Here is a 17,375-nt window from a genome sequence, read left to right as displayed (position 1 = left end):
ATCATTGAAAATTAAGTTGGGGGATGAAATTTTCAAACGAAAAAAAAATAACAAAATATAAACTAACATATGGCCTATTAATAGGGATACTAATAGGTTATTATTTATATAAAGTAATAGTTCTAAACGACTCTATTTCAAATATAGATAGTATAATCTTGGTAGTAAGTTTGCTTTTATTACTAATATACTGGCATCAAAAAGCTACCTATTTTGAATATGATAGCACGGGCTTAGGTTTAGTGATAATAAGAAAAGGTATATTATTATCTGAGTATAATAATTACAGAGAGCAAAGAATTGAGATACCTAAAACAAAGCTGTATAAATTTGGTTATTCAAATTATTTTTTTTCCAAAAAAATACATTTGTATATCAAAAGTAATAATACAGTAAAAAAGACTAGTGTAGATGTTACACTTTTAAGTAATAAAAAGATAAAAGCTTTAAAAGCCTCTTTAAATAAAGTAGTACGAGAAAATTCATCAATATAAATGAGCGTAGAAGACAATTTAAATAATGAAGAAGAGCTAAACAGTAATGAACAACATACCAAAGAAACCATTACTAGAGTTACTGGTATGTACAAAGACTGGTTTTTAGATTATGCTTCGTATGTAATTTTAGAAAGAGCCGTACCAGCTATAGACGATGGTTTTAAGCCCGTACAGCGTCGTATTATGCATTCTTTAAAAGAAAAAGATGATGGACGTTATAACAAAGTAGCTAATATTGTTGGTCATACCATGCAGTATCACCCTCATGGTGATATGAGTATTGCCGATGCTATGGTACAAATTGGGCAGAAAGACTTGCTAATAGATACTCAGGGTAACTGGGGAAATATTTTAACAGGAGATAGAGCAGCAGCTTCTAGGTATATAGAAGCACGTTTATCTAAGTTTGCTCTAGATGTTGTTTATAACCCTAAAATTACTGAGTGGCAACAATCTTACGATGGTAGAAATAAAGAACCTGTAAATTTACCTGTAATGTTTCCATTGCTATTGGCTCAAGGAGCAGAAGGTATTGCTGTAGGTTTATCTACTAAAATATTGCCACATAACTTCAATGAATTAATAGACGCTTCTATTAAACATTTAAAAGGTAAAAAGTTTACCTTATTTCCAGATTTTCCAACAGCTGGTATAGCAGATGTAAGTAATTATAATGATGGACTGAGAGGAGGAAAAGTTCGTGTTAGAGCAAAAATCGCACAACAAGATAAAAACACCTTAGTAATTAGTGAAATTCCTTTTTCTACAACAACCTCTAGCCTGATAGACTCTATACTGAAAGCTAACGACAAGGGTAAAATTAAGATTAAAAAAATTGAAGATAATACAGCTGCTGAGGTAGAGATTTTAATACATCTTCCGGCCAGTATATCGCCAGATAAAACAATAGATGCTTTATATGCTTTTACCAATTGTGAAACATCTATTTCTCCTTTAGGTTGTGTTATTGATAATAATAAACCAGTTTTTATAGGGGTCTCAGAAATGTTGCGTAGATCTACAGATCATACCGTATATTTACTAAAGAGTGAGTTAGAAATTCAGTTATCTGAATTACAAGAACAATGGCATTTTGCTTCGTTAGAGAGAATATTCATAGAAAATAGAATTTACCGTTTAATAGAAGAAGAAGAAACTTGGGAAGGAGTGATTGCTGCTATAGACAAAGGATTGCAGCCACATATTAAGCATCTTAAACGAGCGGTTACCGAAGACGACATTGTTCGTTTAACTGAAATTAGAATTAAGCGTATTTCTAAATTCGATATAGATAAAGCACAACAGAAAATAGAAGCTTTAGAAGGTCAAATAGAAGAAGTAAAGCACCATTTAGAGAATTTAATAGAATATGCTATTTCGTATTTTACTCGTTTAAAGAAAGATTATGGCGAAGGTAAAGAACGTAAAACCGAATTGCGTTTATTTGGAGATGTAGATGCTACCAAAGTTATTATTCGTAATACCAAACTATATGTAAATAGAGAAGAAGGCTTTGTAGGTACATCGTTACGTAAAGACGAATATGTTGCAGACTGTGCTGATATTGATGATATTATAGCCTTTACCAGAGATGGTAAAATGATGGTTACCAAGGTAGCCTCTAAAACATTTATTGGTAAAAACATTATTCATGTTGCAGTCTTTAAAAAGAAAGACAAGCGCACTATTTATAATGCTATATACAAAGACGGTACATCTAAAGCTTCTTATATAAAACGTTTCTCGGTAACAAGTGTAACAAGAGATAAAGAATATTATATTACTCAAGGTAATAAAGGTTCTATGGTTACGTATTTTACAGCAAACCCTAATGGAGAAGCTGAGGTAGTAACCATTAATTTACGTCAGGTGGGTAGTATTAAAAAACTAAAATGGGATTTAGATTTTGCTGATTTACTAGTAAAAGGCCGTGCTTCTAAAGGTAATCTAGTTACTAAATATGCGGTTAAACGTATAGAACTAAAGTCTAAAGGAGTTTCTACATTAAAACCTAGAAAAATTTGGTTTGATGATAGTGTACAACGATTAAATCTAGATGGTAGAGGAGAGTTGTTAGGAGAATTTAAAGGAGATGATAAATTACTAATTATATCACAAAAAGGAATTGTAAAAACGGTAACTCCAGAAGTAACTTTGCATTTTGATGATGATATGATAGTATTAGAAAAATGGATTCCTAATAAACCTATTTCAGCTATTTATTTCGATGGTAATAAAGAACGCTATTATGTAAAGCGTTTCTTAATTGAATCGGAAAACAAAGAAGAACTATTTATTTCTGAGCACCCAAACTCTCAGTTGGAGATTGTTGCTACAGATTACAGACCAGTAGCAGAATTAGTTTTTTCTAAGCAAAGAGGAAAAGATCAAAAACCGAATGAAGAAGTAGATTTAGAACAATTTATTGCGATTAAAGGCTTAAAAGCTTTAGGAAACCAATTAACTACAGATAAGTTAAAGCAAGTTAATTTATTAGATCCTTTACCCTACGAAGCACCAGAAGAAGTGGTAACTGAGGAAATTGAAGTAGTAGATGAAAAAGAAATACCTGCTAACAATATAGACTTATCAAAATCTATAAATGAAGGAGATGGAGAACAGGGGACTTTGTTTTAAATCTTATTAATTTAAAAAATACTTGAACATTTAGTGGTATATCAGTAATTGTATTACTGAAATTAATAAGTTATACTTAATTGCAAACAGAATATGATTTCAATATTTAATAAGAAGCTCGAAGTCCATATTAACATTAGTGATGTTGACTGGATTAAATTTACTCCGAGAGAATATGAAGATATTCCTAATGTCATCATTGAGATGAAAAATGGTTTTGATTTTATTCGTCATTCTCAAACTTGCGATGAATGTAGAAAGTTTGTTTCAGCATTGGCTACAAATTCTCTTGATTGGTACATTTCATATAATGATAAGATAAAAAGGCTTGATCTATCAACATTAAACAGTAAGGAATATTACAATAATCATCTTACTTATACTAATTCCGATTACAATTACGGAACTACAATTAAATTGATTATTCATCCATTATCAACAGACAAAGTTGATATCGAAAATTATCTTCAAGAGCTATTGGAGAGAGAAGATTATGAAACTGCATGTTTGATAAGGGACTTGACCCCAATAGAATAAGACAATTGAAAATAATGTCGTCTAATTACATAAATGAATTTTAGGTATTTTAAAATTAATGAATATAACCTTTTTAAAAAATAAAAAGTTTCTAAAAAGAATACTATTATTTGCAGTAGTACTACCACTGGTGCTTATTGGCGGTTTGTTGCTGTACATACAAGCTAACCAAGCTAGTATTATTCAGGATGAAATAGCAAAACTAAACAAAGATTATAAAGGCTTAGTAGCAGTAGGAAAAAGTAAGCTTTCTGTATTTGGTAATTTTCCACATATATCAATTAAAATAGACGATGTTCGTATTTACGAAACCAAAGAAGATAAGGCACCAATTATAATGGATGTAGAAGATATCTATGTCGGTTTTAATTTATTAGATATAGTAACGGGAAACTTTGATATCCAATCATTGCTAATAGAAGAAGGAGTTTTCAATATCGTTATTCATGAAAATAACACTACTAATATTCAGAATGCTTTAGCAAGTACTAGCGATACAGAAGAGGGTAGTGCCAATATTCATTTAAAAAAGATAAAGCTACGTAATTTAGATATTCATAAACTAGATGAGGCTACTAATACAGACGTAGAAACTTTTATTTATGAAGCTAAAGGAGGTTTTAAGAAAAAAAATGAGCATATAAATGCTCATATAGATACAGAGTTTGAATTAAACGTTATAAAAGATAACGATACAACCTTTATAAAGAAAAAACATTTCGAAGTTCATACCGACTTAGATTTCAATGAAACGACTGGAATTTTAGAAATCAAACCATCTGGAATAGTAATGGAACATGGCGATTTTGAATTAAATGGTTCTGTAGATACTAAAAACGATGTAGATTTAGATTTATCAATCAAGGGTACAAAGCCTAATTTTGATATGTTTATCGCTTTTGCTCCATCAGATTTAATTCCAGTTTTAGAACGATATAAAAATGCTGGAGAAATTTACTTTAATGCCAGTATTAACGGACCTGCTAATAAAGGAAATGTACCTCTAATAGATGTTCAGTTTGGAGCTAGTAAAGCCTTCTTAGAAAATACAGCTAAAGCTAAACGTATAGATGAAATGGGCTTTAAAGGTCATTTTACCAATGGAGCAAAGAGAGATATTAGTACAATGGAGTTCTCTTTAGTAGACATGACTGCTAAATTAGATGAAGGGAAATTTTTAGGTTCGGTAATAGTTAAAAACTTTGAAGAGCCAGAAGTAGATATGAAAGTTGATGCTAATTTTGATTTAGACTTTATGGTTCAATTTTTAAATCTAAAAAATGTAGATAAAACATCGGGAGCTGTTTCGTTACAAATGAACTTTCATGATATTATAGATATAGACAACCCTCAGCATGCACTTAATCAGCTTAATCAGGCTTACTTTAGTGAACTAACCATTAAAGATTTAAGTATATCTTCTAAAGATTTACCAGCACCATTAAAAGATTTAAATGTGCATATGGTAATGGATGGTAACGGAGCTAAGCTAAATCAATTTGACATGTTAATGGGGAAGTCTGATGTATCTATTACAGGTTTTGTGTCAGATCTTCCAGCTATCATTCACCATACAGAAAAGCCAATAGAAGCACATTTAGATATTACATCTAAATTAATTGATATAGCCGAGTTAACTAAATTCTCTAAGCAAGATAGTATAGGAGTAGACGAGCAAATTACAGATTTAAGATTAGGGTTATCTTTTAAGTCGATCGCTAAAGACTTAACTGAGTTTGAGTATTTGCCAAAGGGAGAATTTTTAATAGATAGTTTGCATGCACAATTAAAGCATTATCCGCATGAACTTCACGATTTTCATTCAGACATTTTTATAGACGATAAAGATTTAAAAATAGTTGACTTTACGGGGCATATTGATGATTCAGATTTTCATTTAGACGGATTGGTTCATGATTATGGGTTTTGGATGAAAAAGCAGTTAAAAGGAGATGTGGACTTAGATATTAATTTAACATCTAAACAACTACGATTAGAAGATGTGTTTTCATATAAAGCAGAGAACTACGTTCCAAAAGATTACAGACACGAAAAATTTGAAAATCTAACGCTTCATATGAAATCTAGTATGCATTATAAAGACTCTTCTTTGCATTCTATAGATGTAGATTTAGATAGGTTAGATACTAAAATGCAATTACATCCGCTACAATTTAAAAACTTTAACGGTAGAGTTCATTATGAGGATGACCATATAGTAATAGAAGACTTTCATGGTGAAATAGGTAAAACTAATTTTACGGTAGACTTAAATTATTACCTAGGAAAAGATGAGGCTATTAAAAAGCGCGATAATTATTTAGTCTTAAAAGCAAATTATATAGATTTAGATAAATTGAATAATTTCAATTTAAAGGAAACATCTTCTAAAGAATCAACTGCTTCTAAAGGAAATGATGTAAAAAAGCATGAAGAAGCGTTTAATTTATATGAGCTTCCGTTTACAGATATGAAGTTCAATGTTTCTATTACTCATTTTATTCATCATAGAATCGATTTACAGAATATAGTTGCCAATTTAAGAACCACTCCTAATCATTATGTTTATATAGATACCTTAAGCATGAATGCAGCAGGAGGGAAGATTAATTTATCGGGTTATTTTAATGGTAGTGATGCTAAAAACATTTATATGAAACCAGACTTGGTTGCAGAAAATGTAGATTTAGATAAGTTGTTATTCAAGTTTGAAAATTTCGGTCAAGATCATTTGGTTTCAGAGAATTTAGAGGGGAAGTTATCTACAAGGCTTAAAGGTACAATAAGAGTGTATCCAGATTTAGTGCCAGATTTAAATCAGTCAGACATTCAAATGGATGTAAAAGTACTAAATGGGAAGTTGAAAAATTACGACCCTATGCTGGCTTTATCTGATTATATGGGAGACAAGAATTTACGAAATATTAGATTTGATACGCTTCAAAACCATTTAGATGTACAAAAAGGAAAAATTATCATCCCTAAAATGGCTATTGAATCTACTCTTGGTCATATAGAAATATCAGGCACACATGATACAGATCAACAAATAGATTATTATATTAGAATACCTTGGAAAACAGTAAGGAAAGCTGCAAAACACAAACTTTTTGGTAGTAAGAAAGATAGTGTTGATGTAAATCAAGAAGATAAAATTGTTGAGGTAGATACTTCTAAAAAAATACGTTATCTTAATTTAAAGGTAAAAGGAAGTGTAGAAGATTACAAAATATCTTTGGGTAAAGATAAAAAGTAATTTAAGCTCAATTTAAGAACAAGGCAAAAACAATTTATTAGTTTTGTATTATTAAATATAAAAATAATGTTGAAGCAGATAACTTCGCTTTTTAATTTAAAAGATCCACTAAGCATAGCAGTTTATGTTTTTTTAGTGGTTTTTGCCTGTTGGGTTACCTCTAGAATTGCTAGAACAATACTTATCTTTTTTTTAAAAAGAAACTTAACAAAAGAAAAAATAGGAGTTACAAGTCTAAAGTTTACACGTAATTCATTGCGTTTTATCTTTGGTTTATTAGCATTGGCTATTGTTGTAGGTACGATACCTGTTTTTAAAGAAAAAGCGGGCTATATTTTTTCTGGTGCTGGAATATTAGCTGCTATTGTAGGTTTTGCTGCTCAAGACGCATTATCTAATTTAGTTGCTGGTTTTTTTATAGTTATTTTTAAACCATTTAGAGTAGGCGACTATATAAAATTAGATAATGAAAGAAGCGGAATAGTAGAAGATATTACGCTACGACATACTGTTATAAATAATTTTGAAAACAAGCGTTTAATAATACCGAATTCTATTATAAGTACAGAGTCTGTTTTAAATCATACTATAGATGAAGCCAAAGTACTTAGTTTTAATAATTTTTTAGTAGGGTTACATGCAGATATAGATTTGGCTAAAAAAATCATTAAAGAAGAAGCCAATAAATTAGAGTTTGTTATAGATAATAGAAAACCAGAAGACGTAGTAAAAAATATTCCTCAATTTGATATTCGTGTAGTAGAAGTTAGTGAAATAGGAGTGCAAATAAGGGCTTATATATGGTTAAGTGAACCATTATGGGAGTTTAAAATGAAGTGTGATTTAAAAGAAGCTGTACATAAGCGCTTTATAGCAGAAAAAGTAGAATTACCTATACAAATTAGAAGAATTATCAATTAATTAGTTGTAAAATTAATGGTAAAACTACTGCCGTATTCATTACTAGATATAAATAATTCGCCGTTTAATTGCCTAACGAAGCTTTTTATTAAACGTTGACCTAATGAGTTACTGCTATTGAATTTTTCTACATCAAACCCTATTCCATTATCAGAAATTTTTAATTCAAATGCATTTAGAGTTCTATTGCTTAATTCTATTAATATAAAACCGTCTTTACCAGGAAAAGCATGTTTTAAAGAGTTAATAACTAGTTCGCTAATAACAAGTCCGATGTACAGAATAATTTCTGTTTCAAAAGTGACTTTTGAGTCTATATTTATTGAATAATTTGTCTTTTCATTACTGTGAATCTCAAATAAATCAGAAACTATATTGTGAATGTAATCGTTCAAATCAATTAGTTTTAAATTGTCTGATTGATACATTTTTTCATGTAATTTCGCCATTGTAAGTATTCTTCTTTGTACTTTGCTCAATACTTCAGAAGAGTTTGGATCTTCTACATACCTTGCTTGCATGCGAATCATACTATTAATCATTTGCAAATTATTTTTAACTCTATGATGAATTTCTCTCATCATTGTAGATTTTTCTTCGTGCTGTTCTACTATAGTTTTATTTTTAAGCTCTAAACTTTTTGTTCTTTCAAGAACTAGTTTTTCTAAACGTTGCTTTTGTTGAGTAATGATTGCTTTTTTTTCTTCGGCAAGTTTTAATGATTTTGCCTGCGAAAGCTCTTTCTCTTTTGTTAACACATTTATTCTATTTGCTAAACCTAAAGATAGGAGTACAATTTCTATAACAGAACCAATTTTTAAAGAATGGTCTGTAATAGCATAATAAGGCAAAATACCTAAGTTACTTAAGGTAAATTGAGAAATAGATATAATTAACACTGTCCAAGCTATTATAAAAAATATAGCAGGCTTAAATCCTTTAGCAATTACTATAGCGCCAATTATAAAAGCGTATATAGCAGCAGTTAAACTCAATATATTGAGAGATAAAAAAGCAATACCATTATATTTTGAATTGAAAATAAGCGGAATGTTACATAAAAAAAGTACTATTAATATATTGTATAATTTATCCAATCTTGGAATATATTTTTTAGATTGAATAAAGTTTCTAATAAAATAAATAGCAGATATAGATGTTATTATTGGAAATAATTTTGCTAGTACACTGTATAGGTAAGGATTTTTATACAGAAAATATTTATATAAATAACCGCTCTCATTTAGCTGATACAGTAAAAAACAAAAAATATAGATTACATAGTATAAATAACTTTTATCTTTTATGGAACAGTATAAAAACAAATTATAAAAAACCATAATGAGAAAGATACCAACATACAAACCATTAATTAACTCGTCGTTAAAAAGACCATAAAGCACTTGCTTTTTTTCTCCAATTTGTAACGGAAAAGTAACATTCCACTTGGTTTTAAACTCTAAATAAAATGTTTTACTCTCACCTTTAGGTATGATGGTGTTAAAAAGAAAAACTCTTCCACTAAACTTTTGGTCATCTATATTTATTTTCTGTTCAGAATAAATTTCTCCATTAACAGAGTATAGGTTTAAGGTTAATATATCAACTTTGTTGAATTCGAAAGTAAAGTTTTCATGATCGGAGTTGTTTTTTACTGTAAATCTAGCCCAAAAATTATCGTTAGATAAGCCAAAACTAGGAATTAACATATTGTAATTTACAAAGCCATTTAGTTTAGATACATCATTTATAGATAGTTGGTTAGTAGAGTCTTGTAATATTTCCATATACGGACCTACTCGTATAATTTTAGAGCTATTAGAAATAACTAATTCTTTTTCTTTTGCAGAACAATGGAAAAACGAAAGAAGGATAAAATAAATAAGAAGATTTATTCTCAAAATTAAATACGTAAAAGCTATCAACTATAAATATACAACATTATAGATGTAAAGTAAACTACAAAGTATCGAATTTTACTACAAGCGCATGCTCGTTATTTACATGTTGATTTTCTGGAATAGAACCGTTAAGTTGTTTTATAAAGTTTAAAGTTAATCTTTGAGTTAAAGATGTTTTTTTCATTAAACTACTATAGCTAATGCCCTTATTTTTATTGAAGAAAGTTAAAATAAATTCATTTTTTTGAACTTCTTTGATTTCAATATTGATGATGTCATTTTTAACCTGAGGCAAAGTATAATTTATAAGTTCATTAATAAGTAAACCTACAGAGAGTGCATTTTCGGTATTGAATTCTAGCTCTTCAGAAATATTTAAAATAAAAGAATTATCATTCTCATCGTTTTTAAAAATATCAGAAATCATATTTGTTAAATAAGAATTGATACGTATAGATTTTAAGTCTTTAGATAAATACATTTTTTCATGAAGCTGCGCCATAACAATAATCCTCCTCTGTACTTTATTAAGGACGTCTTTAGAATCACTGCTATTCACAAATTTTGATTGCATGCGAATCATGCTATTAATCATTTGTAAATTGTTTTTAACTCGATGATGTATTTCTCTCATCATAGTAGATTTCTCTTCATTTTGTCCAAGTATTTGAATGTTTTTTAATGCTAATTTATTTGTACGTTTATTAACTAACTCTTCCAACTTTTGGTTTTCTTGTGTAATTATAAGTTCGTTTTCTTTTGCTAATTCTAACGCTAAAGCTTGCGATTTTTCTTTTTCTTTCATTAATACATTAATACGATATGTAAGACCAAAAGAGAGTAGAACAATTTCTATAATAGAGCCAATTTCTAAAGAATATCTTGTAAAAGAAAAATATGGTATAATATCTAAGTTACTAAGTGTATATTGAATAATAGATAGCAATAATATAGACCAAGCTATTAAGAAAAATTTAGCGGGAGAAAATCCTTTTTTTAAAATAACAATAGCAACAATTAAAGTGAATATAGAAATGCTAAAAGCTATGACATTAAATATGGTATAGTAAAACTCATTATATTTATTATTTGTAATTGTGAATAATACACAGATAAAGCCAATTATAAAGTAGTTGTATATCTTGTGTAATTTTGGCGTATGATGTTTTGTTTTTAAAAAATCTCGAACAAAGTATATAGCTGTAATACAAGAGAGTATAGGAGTTACTTTTGTGAAAATATGAAATAAGTAAGGTTTTAAATACCAATAATACTTATAGGCATATCCTAGTTCGTTTAACTGAAAAAGAAAAAAAGAGGCTATATATACAACATAATACAAGTAGCTTTTGTCTCTAACAGATGAAAAAATAATAAAGTTATAACAAACCATAATTAATATAATACCTAGGTAAATACCACCAATAAGTTCTTGATGAAATAACTGTTTGAACGCATTTTTTTGAGGACTTATTTTTATTGGAAAAGAGTAACTCCAAGTAGTTTTTAGTTTAATATAAAAAGTTATCTTTTCTGATTTTGGTATAGAAAATTCGAATAAAAACAACCTACCTATATGCTTTTTTGAATTTTCGTTGTAATTTTTCACTAAAAACGAGCTAGTATCTTGAACCTGATAATATAATGAGAGTTCTTTTGCGTAAATGCGATTAAATTCCAGTAAGAATTCTTCGGTATTAGATAGATTCTCTAAAGTGAATTTCACCCAATATGTACTTTTAGAAAAACCAAAATTTGGTGTGTTATTAATACAGGGAGTAAAAGGTAATTTGCTTATTTCCTTAATTGATAATTGATTGCTAGTATCTTCATAAAAGCTTAGATATTTTCCTATTCTTGATAGTTTTGTGCTGTTCTGATATTTAATTACACGTTCATTTTGTGAGCAAAAAGCTAGAAAAGAAGAAAAGAATAATATATAAAGAATAATCTTTTTCAATTGAGTTCAGGAAACAATTAACAAACTATAATATACAAAAAAATCAACGCTATATGCGTTGATTTTTTTATAAACTAAAATAGAATTAATTATTTATTGTTTTTTCTCATTCGCATATTTAAAAATTCTACTAAAAGAGAGAAAGAAATTGCAAAATACAAATAGCCTTTTGGTATGGCACCAATAGATTGTTCGAATACAGTTAAATGTGATAAGTGTGCAGCTTCAGCAATTAACATAAAACCTATCAGGATTAAAAAAGATAAGCCAAGAACTTGTACAGAAGGATGCTTGTTTACAAATTTACCAACAGGGTTAGCAAATAACATCATAATAATAACAGAAATAACTACAGCTACAATCATTAAAATTAAAGCATCGTTTGGTTTATCTCCAATACCATTAGTCATACCAATAGCCGTTAATATAGAATCAAATGAAAAAACTATATTAATCATAGTTATTTGAACAATTGCATTTGATAGAGAAGAAGACCTAGATTTTTTTACTTCTTCTTTGTCATGTTCAGGTTCTTCAACCTTTTCAGCAATCTCTTTGGTGCTTTTATAAAGCAGAAAAAGGCCGCCTGCAAATAGTATCAATGCTTGCCCTGATATACCACCTTGAATCCACGAAAGATTAATATGCCAAAAAGGAGCACTTAATGCTGTTAAATAAGAAATACCAAATAATAGCACAATACGTAATGCCATAGCTAATATTAAACCAATATTAGTAGCTTTTTTTTGTTGATTTTCAGGTAATTTACTAGAAGCAATAGAGATAAAAATAATATTATCTATACCTAAAACAATTTCTAAAAAAGTTAGGGTTAATAATGCTACCCAAGCATCAGGTGTTGTAAAGATTTCAAACATAATATTTTTAGTTAGTTTTAGTTACGGTTCCTTTACTTTTCCTTTTTAAGGGGTCATTTACTAATTGTGATTCAAAGGTGTAAGTGTTTCCTTTTGTTGTTAGTATTTTAAAGTGTATAGCCTTTTTTTCTAACATTGTTTTAGGGTTGATGTTCCTGAGTATATATTCGCAATCATTAATCCAGGTAACATGAATAGAATCAATATGTTTGCCATGATAATCTATTTCTAAAGTATCGTTTCGAGTAAAGGTAGCTTTTTTTAATTCTCCTTTTACTTCATATTCGTATTCAAAAGTACCAGACTTAAAATCACTACAGTTTCGTTCAGGCTTTTCATAACAAGAAGTTATTAAAATGAGAAGTATAAATAATGAGATTTTTTGCATAGACACAAAGTAACAAAAAATCTATAGGGCAACAAAGATAAAAGTTATGGTGTGTTTTGATAAATAGTAAAAGTACCATCTTTATAAAAGAAGACTATCTTATCTATATCTTTATCAAGCTTACTTACTTCAGAAATAATCTTATTAGTGCTATCTATATTTTCTTTTTTTTCATTTTGGCTATCTAATTTTTCATTGAATGTTTCGATTTCTTGATTAACATTTGGTGTAAGAGTAGGAGTGCTTTTAGGAAATGAGCCATTACCATCAATCAACCATTCAATAGATACTTCTGGAAAAGTATGCAAAACCTTCATAGTAAAATCTAAACTAGGTTTATTTCTACCAGATAAAATATGTGACATACTCGAACGTTGAATACCAATTTTTGTTGCAAATCCCGATGCAGATAAATCGTAATAATCTAGTAACTTTTGTAAACGCTGAGCAAAATTCATGACAAGAGTATTTTATGTATACAAATGTATACAACCATTATGAGTTACACAAGTAAACATTATAAACAATAAAGAACGCATATAAACTAAAACGTTAAATGGAGTATTGTAAATAACTGAAAAGCAGTTATTTGGAATTATTCAAACTTATTAATGTTAAAAATAAGCTAGTTATGAGTTAGTAGTTGTTAATCGTGTATACAATCGTAAACAAACTTGTTGTTTTAAGTTGTTTACAAATGTAAAAAATCAATTGTTTACATTTGTATAGAACTAAATTTGATGCGAGTGTATACCGATATAAAAGAAGAGAGTTTGTTTGGAAGATATATCAATAATAATGATGTAGAAAAATTGATAAACAAATACAAGAGTAGCTTTAAAATTACTCATATAGGAACTTCGGTTAAGAAGAGAAAAATATATTCTTTCAATATAGGTGTTGGGAATAAAAGAATTTTAGTTTGGTCTCAAATGCATGGTAATGAAAGTACCACAACAAAAGCATTATTTGATTTTTTTAATTACTTAATGCTTTCTAATGAAAATGTGGACAAACTGCTTAGAAGCTATACATTTTGTTTTATACCTATTTTAAATCCAGATGGAGCCGAATATTATACCAGGTTCAATGCTAATCAGGTTGATTTAAATAGAGATGCTCAAAAGTTATCTCAACCAGAGAGTAAAGTTTTGAGAAAGGTTTATGATTCATTTAAACCACATTTTTGTTTTAACTTACATGGTCAAAGAACAATTTTTAGCGCAGGTTACTCAAATAATTCATCAGTCTTGTCTTTTTTGTCTCCAGCATCAGATATGCAGAGATCAATTACTAGCTCTAGAAAGATAGGGATGGAGGTTATTTCTGTTATTAATAAAGAACTAGAGAAGGAATTACCTAATCAAATAGCCCGTTATGATGACGCTTTTAATATCAATTGTGTAGGAGATACTTTTCAAAGTCTGGGTACCCCAACAATTTTGTTTGAGGCTGGGCATTATCCTGGTGACTATAAAAGAGAAAAAACTCGATATTTTATTTTTAAAGCATTAAAAATAGCTTTCGACTATATTGTTTCAACAAGTGTAAAAGGAGATTATTATCAAGCGTATTTTAAGCTTCCGGAGAACCAAAAACTGTTTTATGATGTCATTATTAGAGATGTAAAAGGTTGTAATGAAAATTCTTTAGATGTGGCTATTCAATATAAAGAAGAATTGGTTGATGGTGAAGTGAATTTCATTCCTTTAGTAGAAAAAGTAGGAGATTTAACTGAAAATTTTGCTCATAAGGAGTTGAATGCTAATTTTAAAAAAATGACAGTTAACGGAAAAGAAATTTCAGCTGATTCTTTAGGGATAATTAACGAAATATTGCTTGATGGCGAAGATTTCGTAAAAAAAGTTATCATTATTTAGTGAATAATGTATATTTGTTAATCCAAAATAATAATTACAGCACTTTAAAAATGGCAAAGTTTAAATTAGATGAGATAGATCACCAAATACTAGATATGTTAATACAGAATACTAGGGTTCCGTTTACAGATATAGCTAAAAAGTTATTGATATCTGCTGGAACGGTTCATGTGCGTGTTAAGAAAATGGAAGATGCAGGTATTATTACAGGTTCGTCTTTAATGGTTGATTATGAAAAACTAGGATACTCATTTATTGCGTATGTAGGGGTTTTCTTGCAAAACACATCTCAAACTCAATTTGTTTTAGAAAGGATTAACGAAATTCCTTTTGTAACGGTTGCTCATATCACAACAGGGAAATTTAATATTTTTTGCAAAATTAGAGCTAAAGATACTCAACATGCTAAAGAGGTTATTTTTATGATAGATGATATAGATGGTGTGTATAGAACAGAAACAATGATATCTTTAGAAGAGAGTATCAATGATAAAAAAAGGTTGATGAGCTCTATATTTAGAGATATTTAATCTTTTTAAAAATAAAATATAATCAAAAGGTGGTGATTTAAGTGTTGCTACCTTTTTTTGTTTAAAAGAAAAAAGTATTAAAAAATGAAAATAATAATAATAAACGGCCCAAATTTAAATTTGTTAGGTAAGAGGGAGACCGATATATATGGAAGTTCGACTTTTCAGAGTTTTTTTGATGAATTAAAATTAAAATTCCCTTCGATAGAATTGAGTTATTATCAATCCAATATAGAAGGTGAGTTAATAGATAAACTTCATGAGGTTGGTTATAGTTATGACGGAGTTGTGCTTAATGCTGCTGCTTATACGCATACTTCTGTAGGGATAGCAGACGCTGTTGCGGGTATTGAAACACCAGTTGTAGAAGTGCATATTTCTAATACATATTCTAGAGAATCGTTTAGACATACTTCTTTCTTAGCTCCAAATGCTAAAGGAGTGATAATTGGTTTTGGTCTTCAGAGTTATGAATTGGCTTTAAGTAGTTTTTTATAGTTGAAGATATTGAATTAAAAAAGGCGTTTTGAATAACTCAAAACGCCTTTTTATTTTTTGACTTACTGTTTATAGGTGTATTACTTCGTCATAGGCAGCAGCTGTTGCTTCCATAACAGCTTCACTCATAGTTGGGTGAGGATGGATAGCTTTTAATATTTCATGGCCAGTAGTTTCTAATTTTCTTGCAACTACTGCTTCGGCAATCATATCTGTAACACCAGCACCAATCATGTGGCATCCTAACCATTCTCCGTATTTAGCGTCGTAAATAACTTTTACAAAACCATCTTTAGTTCCGGCTGCGCTAGCTTTTCCTGAAGCTGAGAAAGGGAAGTTTCCAACTTTGATTTCGTATCCAGCATCTTTAGCTTGTTGTTCAGTCATTCCTACACTAGCAATTTCTGGAGAGCAGTAAGTACATCCTGGGATGTTTCCGTAATCGATAGCTTCTACATGTTGGCCAGCAATTTTTTCTACACATAAAATACCTTCTGCTGATGCTACGTGAGCTAGAGCAGGTCCAGGTGTTACATCTCCAATAGCGTAATACCCAGGTATGTTTGTTTGATAAAAATCGTTTACTAAAATTTTGTCTCTATCGGTAACAATTCCAACATCTTCTAATCCAATATTTTCAATGTTAGTTTTAATTCCTACTGCAGATAATAATACGTCAGCCTCTAAAACTTCTTCTCCTTTTTTAGTCTTAACCGTAGCCTTAACTCCTTTTCCTGAAGTATCAACTTTAGTAACTTCAGCAGAAGTCATAATTTTCATTCCAGATTTCTTGAATGAACGCTCCAGTTGTTTAGATACATCTTTATCTTCTACAGGTACTATGTTAGGCATGTATTCTACAATAGTAACTTCTGTTCCCATAGAATTGTAGAAATAAGCAAACTCTACTCCAATAGCTCCAGAACCTACTACAATCATCTTTTTAGGCTGTTCAGGCAAGGTCATTGCTTGTCTGTAACCAATTACTTTTTTTCCGTCTTGAGGTAAGGCAGGTAATTCTCTAGAACGAGCACCAGTTGCTATGATAATATGATCTGCACTATAAACAGTTTCTTTTCCATCATCGCTAGTTACAGCTACTTTTTTACCAGCTTGTACTTTTCCGTAGCCATTTATAACGTCAATTTTATTTTTTTTCATTAAAAACTGAACTCCTTTACTCATTCCTTCAGCTACATTTCTACTTCTAGCAACTACTTTAGAAAAGTCTTTATCTGGGTTTTTCACAGATAAACCGTAATCTTCGGCGTGTTTTAAGTATTCAAAAACTTGAGCAGATTTTAATAAGGCCTTTGTTGGTATACATCCCCAGTTTAAGCATATTCCTCCAAGATTTTCTTTTTCTATAACAGCAGTTTTAAATCCTAACTGCGAAGCTCTAATGGCTGTAACATAACCTCCTGGTCCAGATCCAAGAACTATAATATCGTATTTACTCATTTGTAATGAATTTTATTGTCGAATTTTTAAT

14 protein-coding genes are annotated in these 17,375 nt (G+C 29.5%); 8 read left to right on the top strand and 6 right to left on the bottom strand.

Translation table 11 applies throughout. The features are described from left to right. Window positions 1-23 precede the first annotated feature (23 nt). The 5 genes from ACFQ1O_RS00625 (at window position 24) to ACFQ1O_RS00605 (ending at window position 7,848) form a co-directional block, all read left to right on the top strand. Window positions 24-494, top strand: a complete 471-nt coding sequence (locus tag ACFQ1O_RS00625) for a hypothetical protein (RefSeq protein ID WP_377712224.1) — start codon at window positions 24-26, stop codon at window positions 492-494. Continuing rightward, a complete protein-coding gene (locus ACFQ1O_RS00620; RefSeq protein ID WP_377712222.1) occupies window positions 495-3,134 on the top strand; it encodes a DNA gyrase/topoisomerase IV subunit A in 2,640 nt (879 codons plus the stop codon). It abuts the gene before it with no gap. Window positions 3,135-3,227: 93 nt separating this feature from the next. Further along, entirely contained in the window at window positions 3,228-3,671 is a 444-nt protein-coding gene (locus tag ACFQ1O_RS00615; protein WP_377712220.1) for a hypothetical protein, read from the top strand. A 58-nt stretch (window positions 3,672-3,729) separates the two neighbouring features. Beyond that, window positions 3,730-6,927 (top strand): AsmA-like C-terminal region-containing protein, encoded by a 3,198-nt coding sequence (locus tag ACFQ1O_RS00610; RefSeq protein ID WP_377712218.1) that lies wholly within the window; start codon window positions 3,730-3,732, stop codon window positions 6,925-6,927. Window positions 6,928-6,993: 66 nt separating this feature from the next. Further along, entirely contained in the window at window positions 6,994-7,848 is an 855-nt protein-coding gene (locus ACFQ1O_RS00605; RefSeq protein WP_377712216.1) for a mechanosensitive ion channel family protein, read from the top strand. Here ACFQ1O_RS00605 and ACFQ1O_RS00600 read toward each other — a convergent pair. The 5 genes from ACFQ1O_RS00600 to ACFQ1O_RS00580 form a co-directional block, all read right to left on the bottom strand. Next, a complete protein-coding gene (locus ACFQ1O_RS00600; RefSeq protein ID WP_377712214.1) occupies window positions 7,845-9,749 on the bottom strand; it encodes a 7TM diverse intracellular signaling domain-containing protein in 1,905 nt (634 codons plus the stop codon). The genes ACFQ1O_RS00605 and ACFQ1O_RS00600 overlap by 4 nt on opposite strands. A 58-nt stretch (window positions 9,750-9,807) precedes the next feature. After that, window positions 9,808-11,709, bottom strand: a complete 1,902-nt coding sequence (locus ACFQ1O_RS00595; RefSeq protein ID WP_377712212.1) for a 7TM diverse intracellular signaling domain-containing protein — start codon at window positions 11,707-11,709, stop codon at window positions 9,808-9,810. Between the two features lie 89 nt (window positions 11,710-11,798). Then, a complete protein-coding gene (locus ACFQ1O_RS00590) occupies window positions 11,799-12,587 on the bottom strand; it encodes a TerC family protein (RefSeq protein WP_377712210.1) in 789 nt (262 codons plus the stop codon). A gap of 7 nt (window positions 12,588-12,594) precedes the next feature. Further along, window positions 12,595-12,975 (bottom strand): DNA topoisomerase IV, encoded by a 381-nt coding sequence (locus ACFQ1O_RS00585; RefSeq protein WP_377712208.1) that lies wholly within the window; start codon window positions 12,973-12,975, stop codon window positions 12,595-12,597. A 44-nt stretch (window positions 12,976-13,019) separates the two neighbouring features. Continuing rightward, window positions 13,020-13,433, bottom strand: coding sequence for a helix-turn-helix transcriptional regulator (locus tag ACFQ1O_RS00580; protein WP_377712206.1), 414 nt, complete (start codon window positions 13,431-13,433; stop codon window positions 13,020-13,022). A gap of 282 nt (window positions 13,434-13,715) precedes the next feature. Between ACFQ1O_RS00580 and ACFQ1O_RS00575 the strand changes: the two genes are divergently transcribed. The 3 genes from ACFQ1O_RS00575 to aroQ all read left to right on the top strand — a co-directional run bounded on the left by ACFQ1O_RS00575 (window position 13,716) and on the right by aroQ (window position 15,883). Beyond that, complete coding sequence (locus ACFQ1O_RS00575; protein WP_377712204.1) at window positions 13,716-14,855, top strand: M14 family metallopeptidase; 1,140 nt, start codon at window positions 13,716-13,718, stop codon at window positions 14,853-14,855. A 50-nt stretch (window positions 14,856-14,905) separates the two neighbouring features. After that, complete coding sequence (locus tag ACFQ1O_RS00570) at window positions 14,906-15,385, top strand: Lrp/AsnC family transcriptional regulator (protein WP_377712202.1); 480 nt, start codon at window positions 14,906-14,908, stop codon at window positions 15,383-15,385. Between the two features lie 84 nt (window positions 15,386-15,469). Beyond that, window positions 15,470-15,883 (top strand): type II 3-dehydroquinate dehydratase, encoded by a 414-nt coding sequence (aroQ, locus tag ACFQ1O_RS00565; protein ID WP_377712200.1) that lies wholly within the window; start codon window positions 15,470-15,472, stop codon window positions 15,881-15,883. A 69-nt stretch (window positions 15,884-15,952) separates the two neighbouring features. Here aroQ and lpdA read toward each other — a convergent pair whose 3' ends face one another. Continuing rightward, on the bottom strand, window positions 15,953-17,344 hold the full coding sequence (gene lpdA, locus ACFQ1O_RS00560; protein WP_377712198.1) for a dihydrolipoyl dehydrogenase: 1,392 nt from the start codon (window positions 17,342-17,344) through the stop codon (window positions 15,953-15,955). Window positions 17,345-17,375 lie beyond the last annotated feature (31 nt).

The organism is Pseudofulvibacter geojedonensis, from assembly GCF_042675745.1.
GTDB classification, from domain to species: domain Bacteria; phylum Bacteroidota; class Bacteroidia; order Flavobacteriales; family Flavobacteriaceae; genus Pseudofulvibacter; species Pseudofulvibacter geojedonensis.
This window is presented reverse-complemented; position numbering and strand designations above follow the sequence as displayed.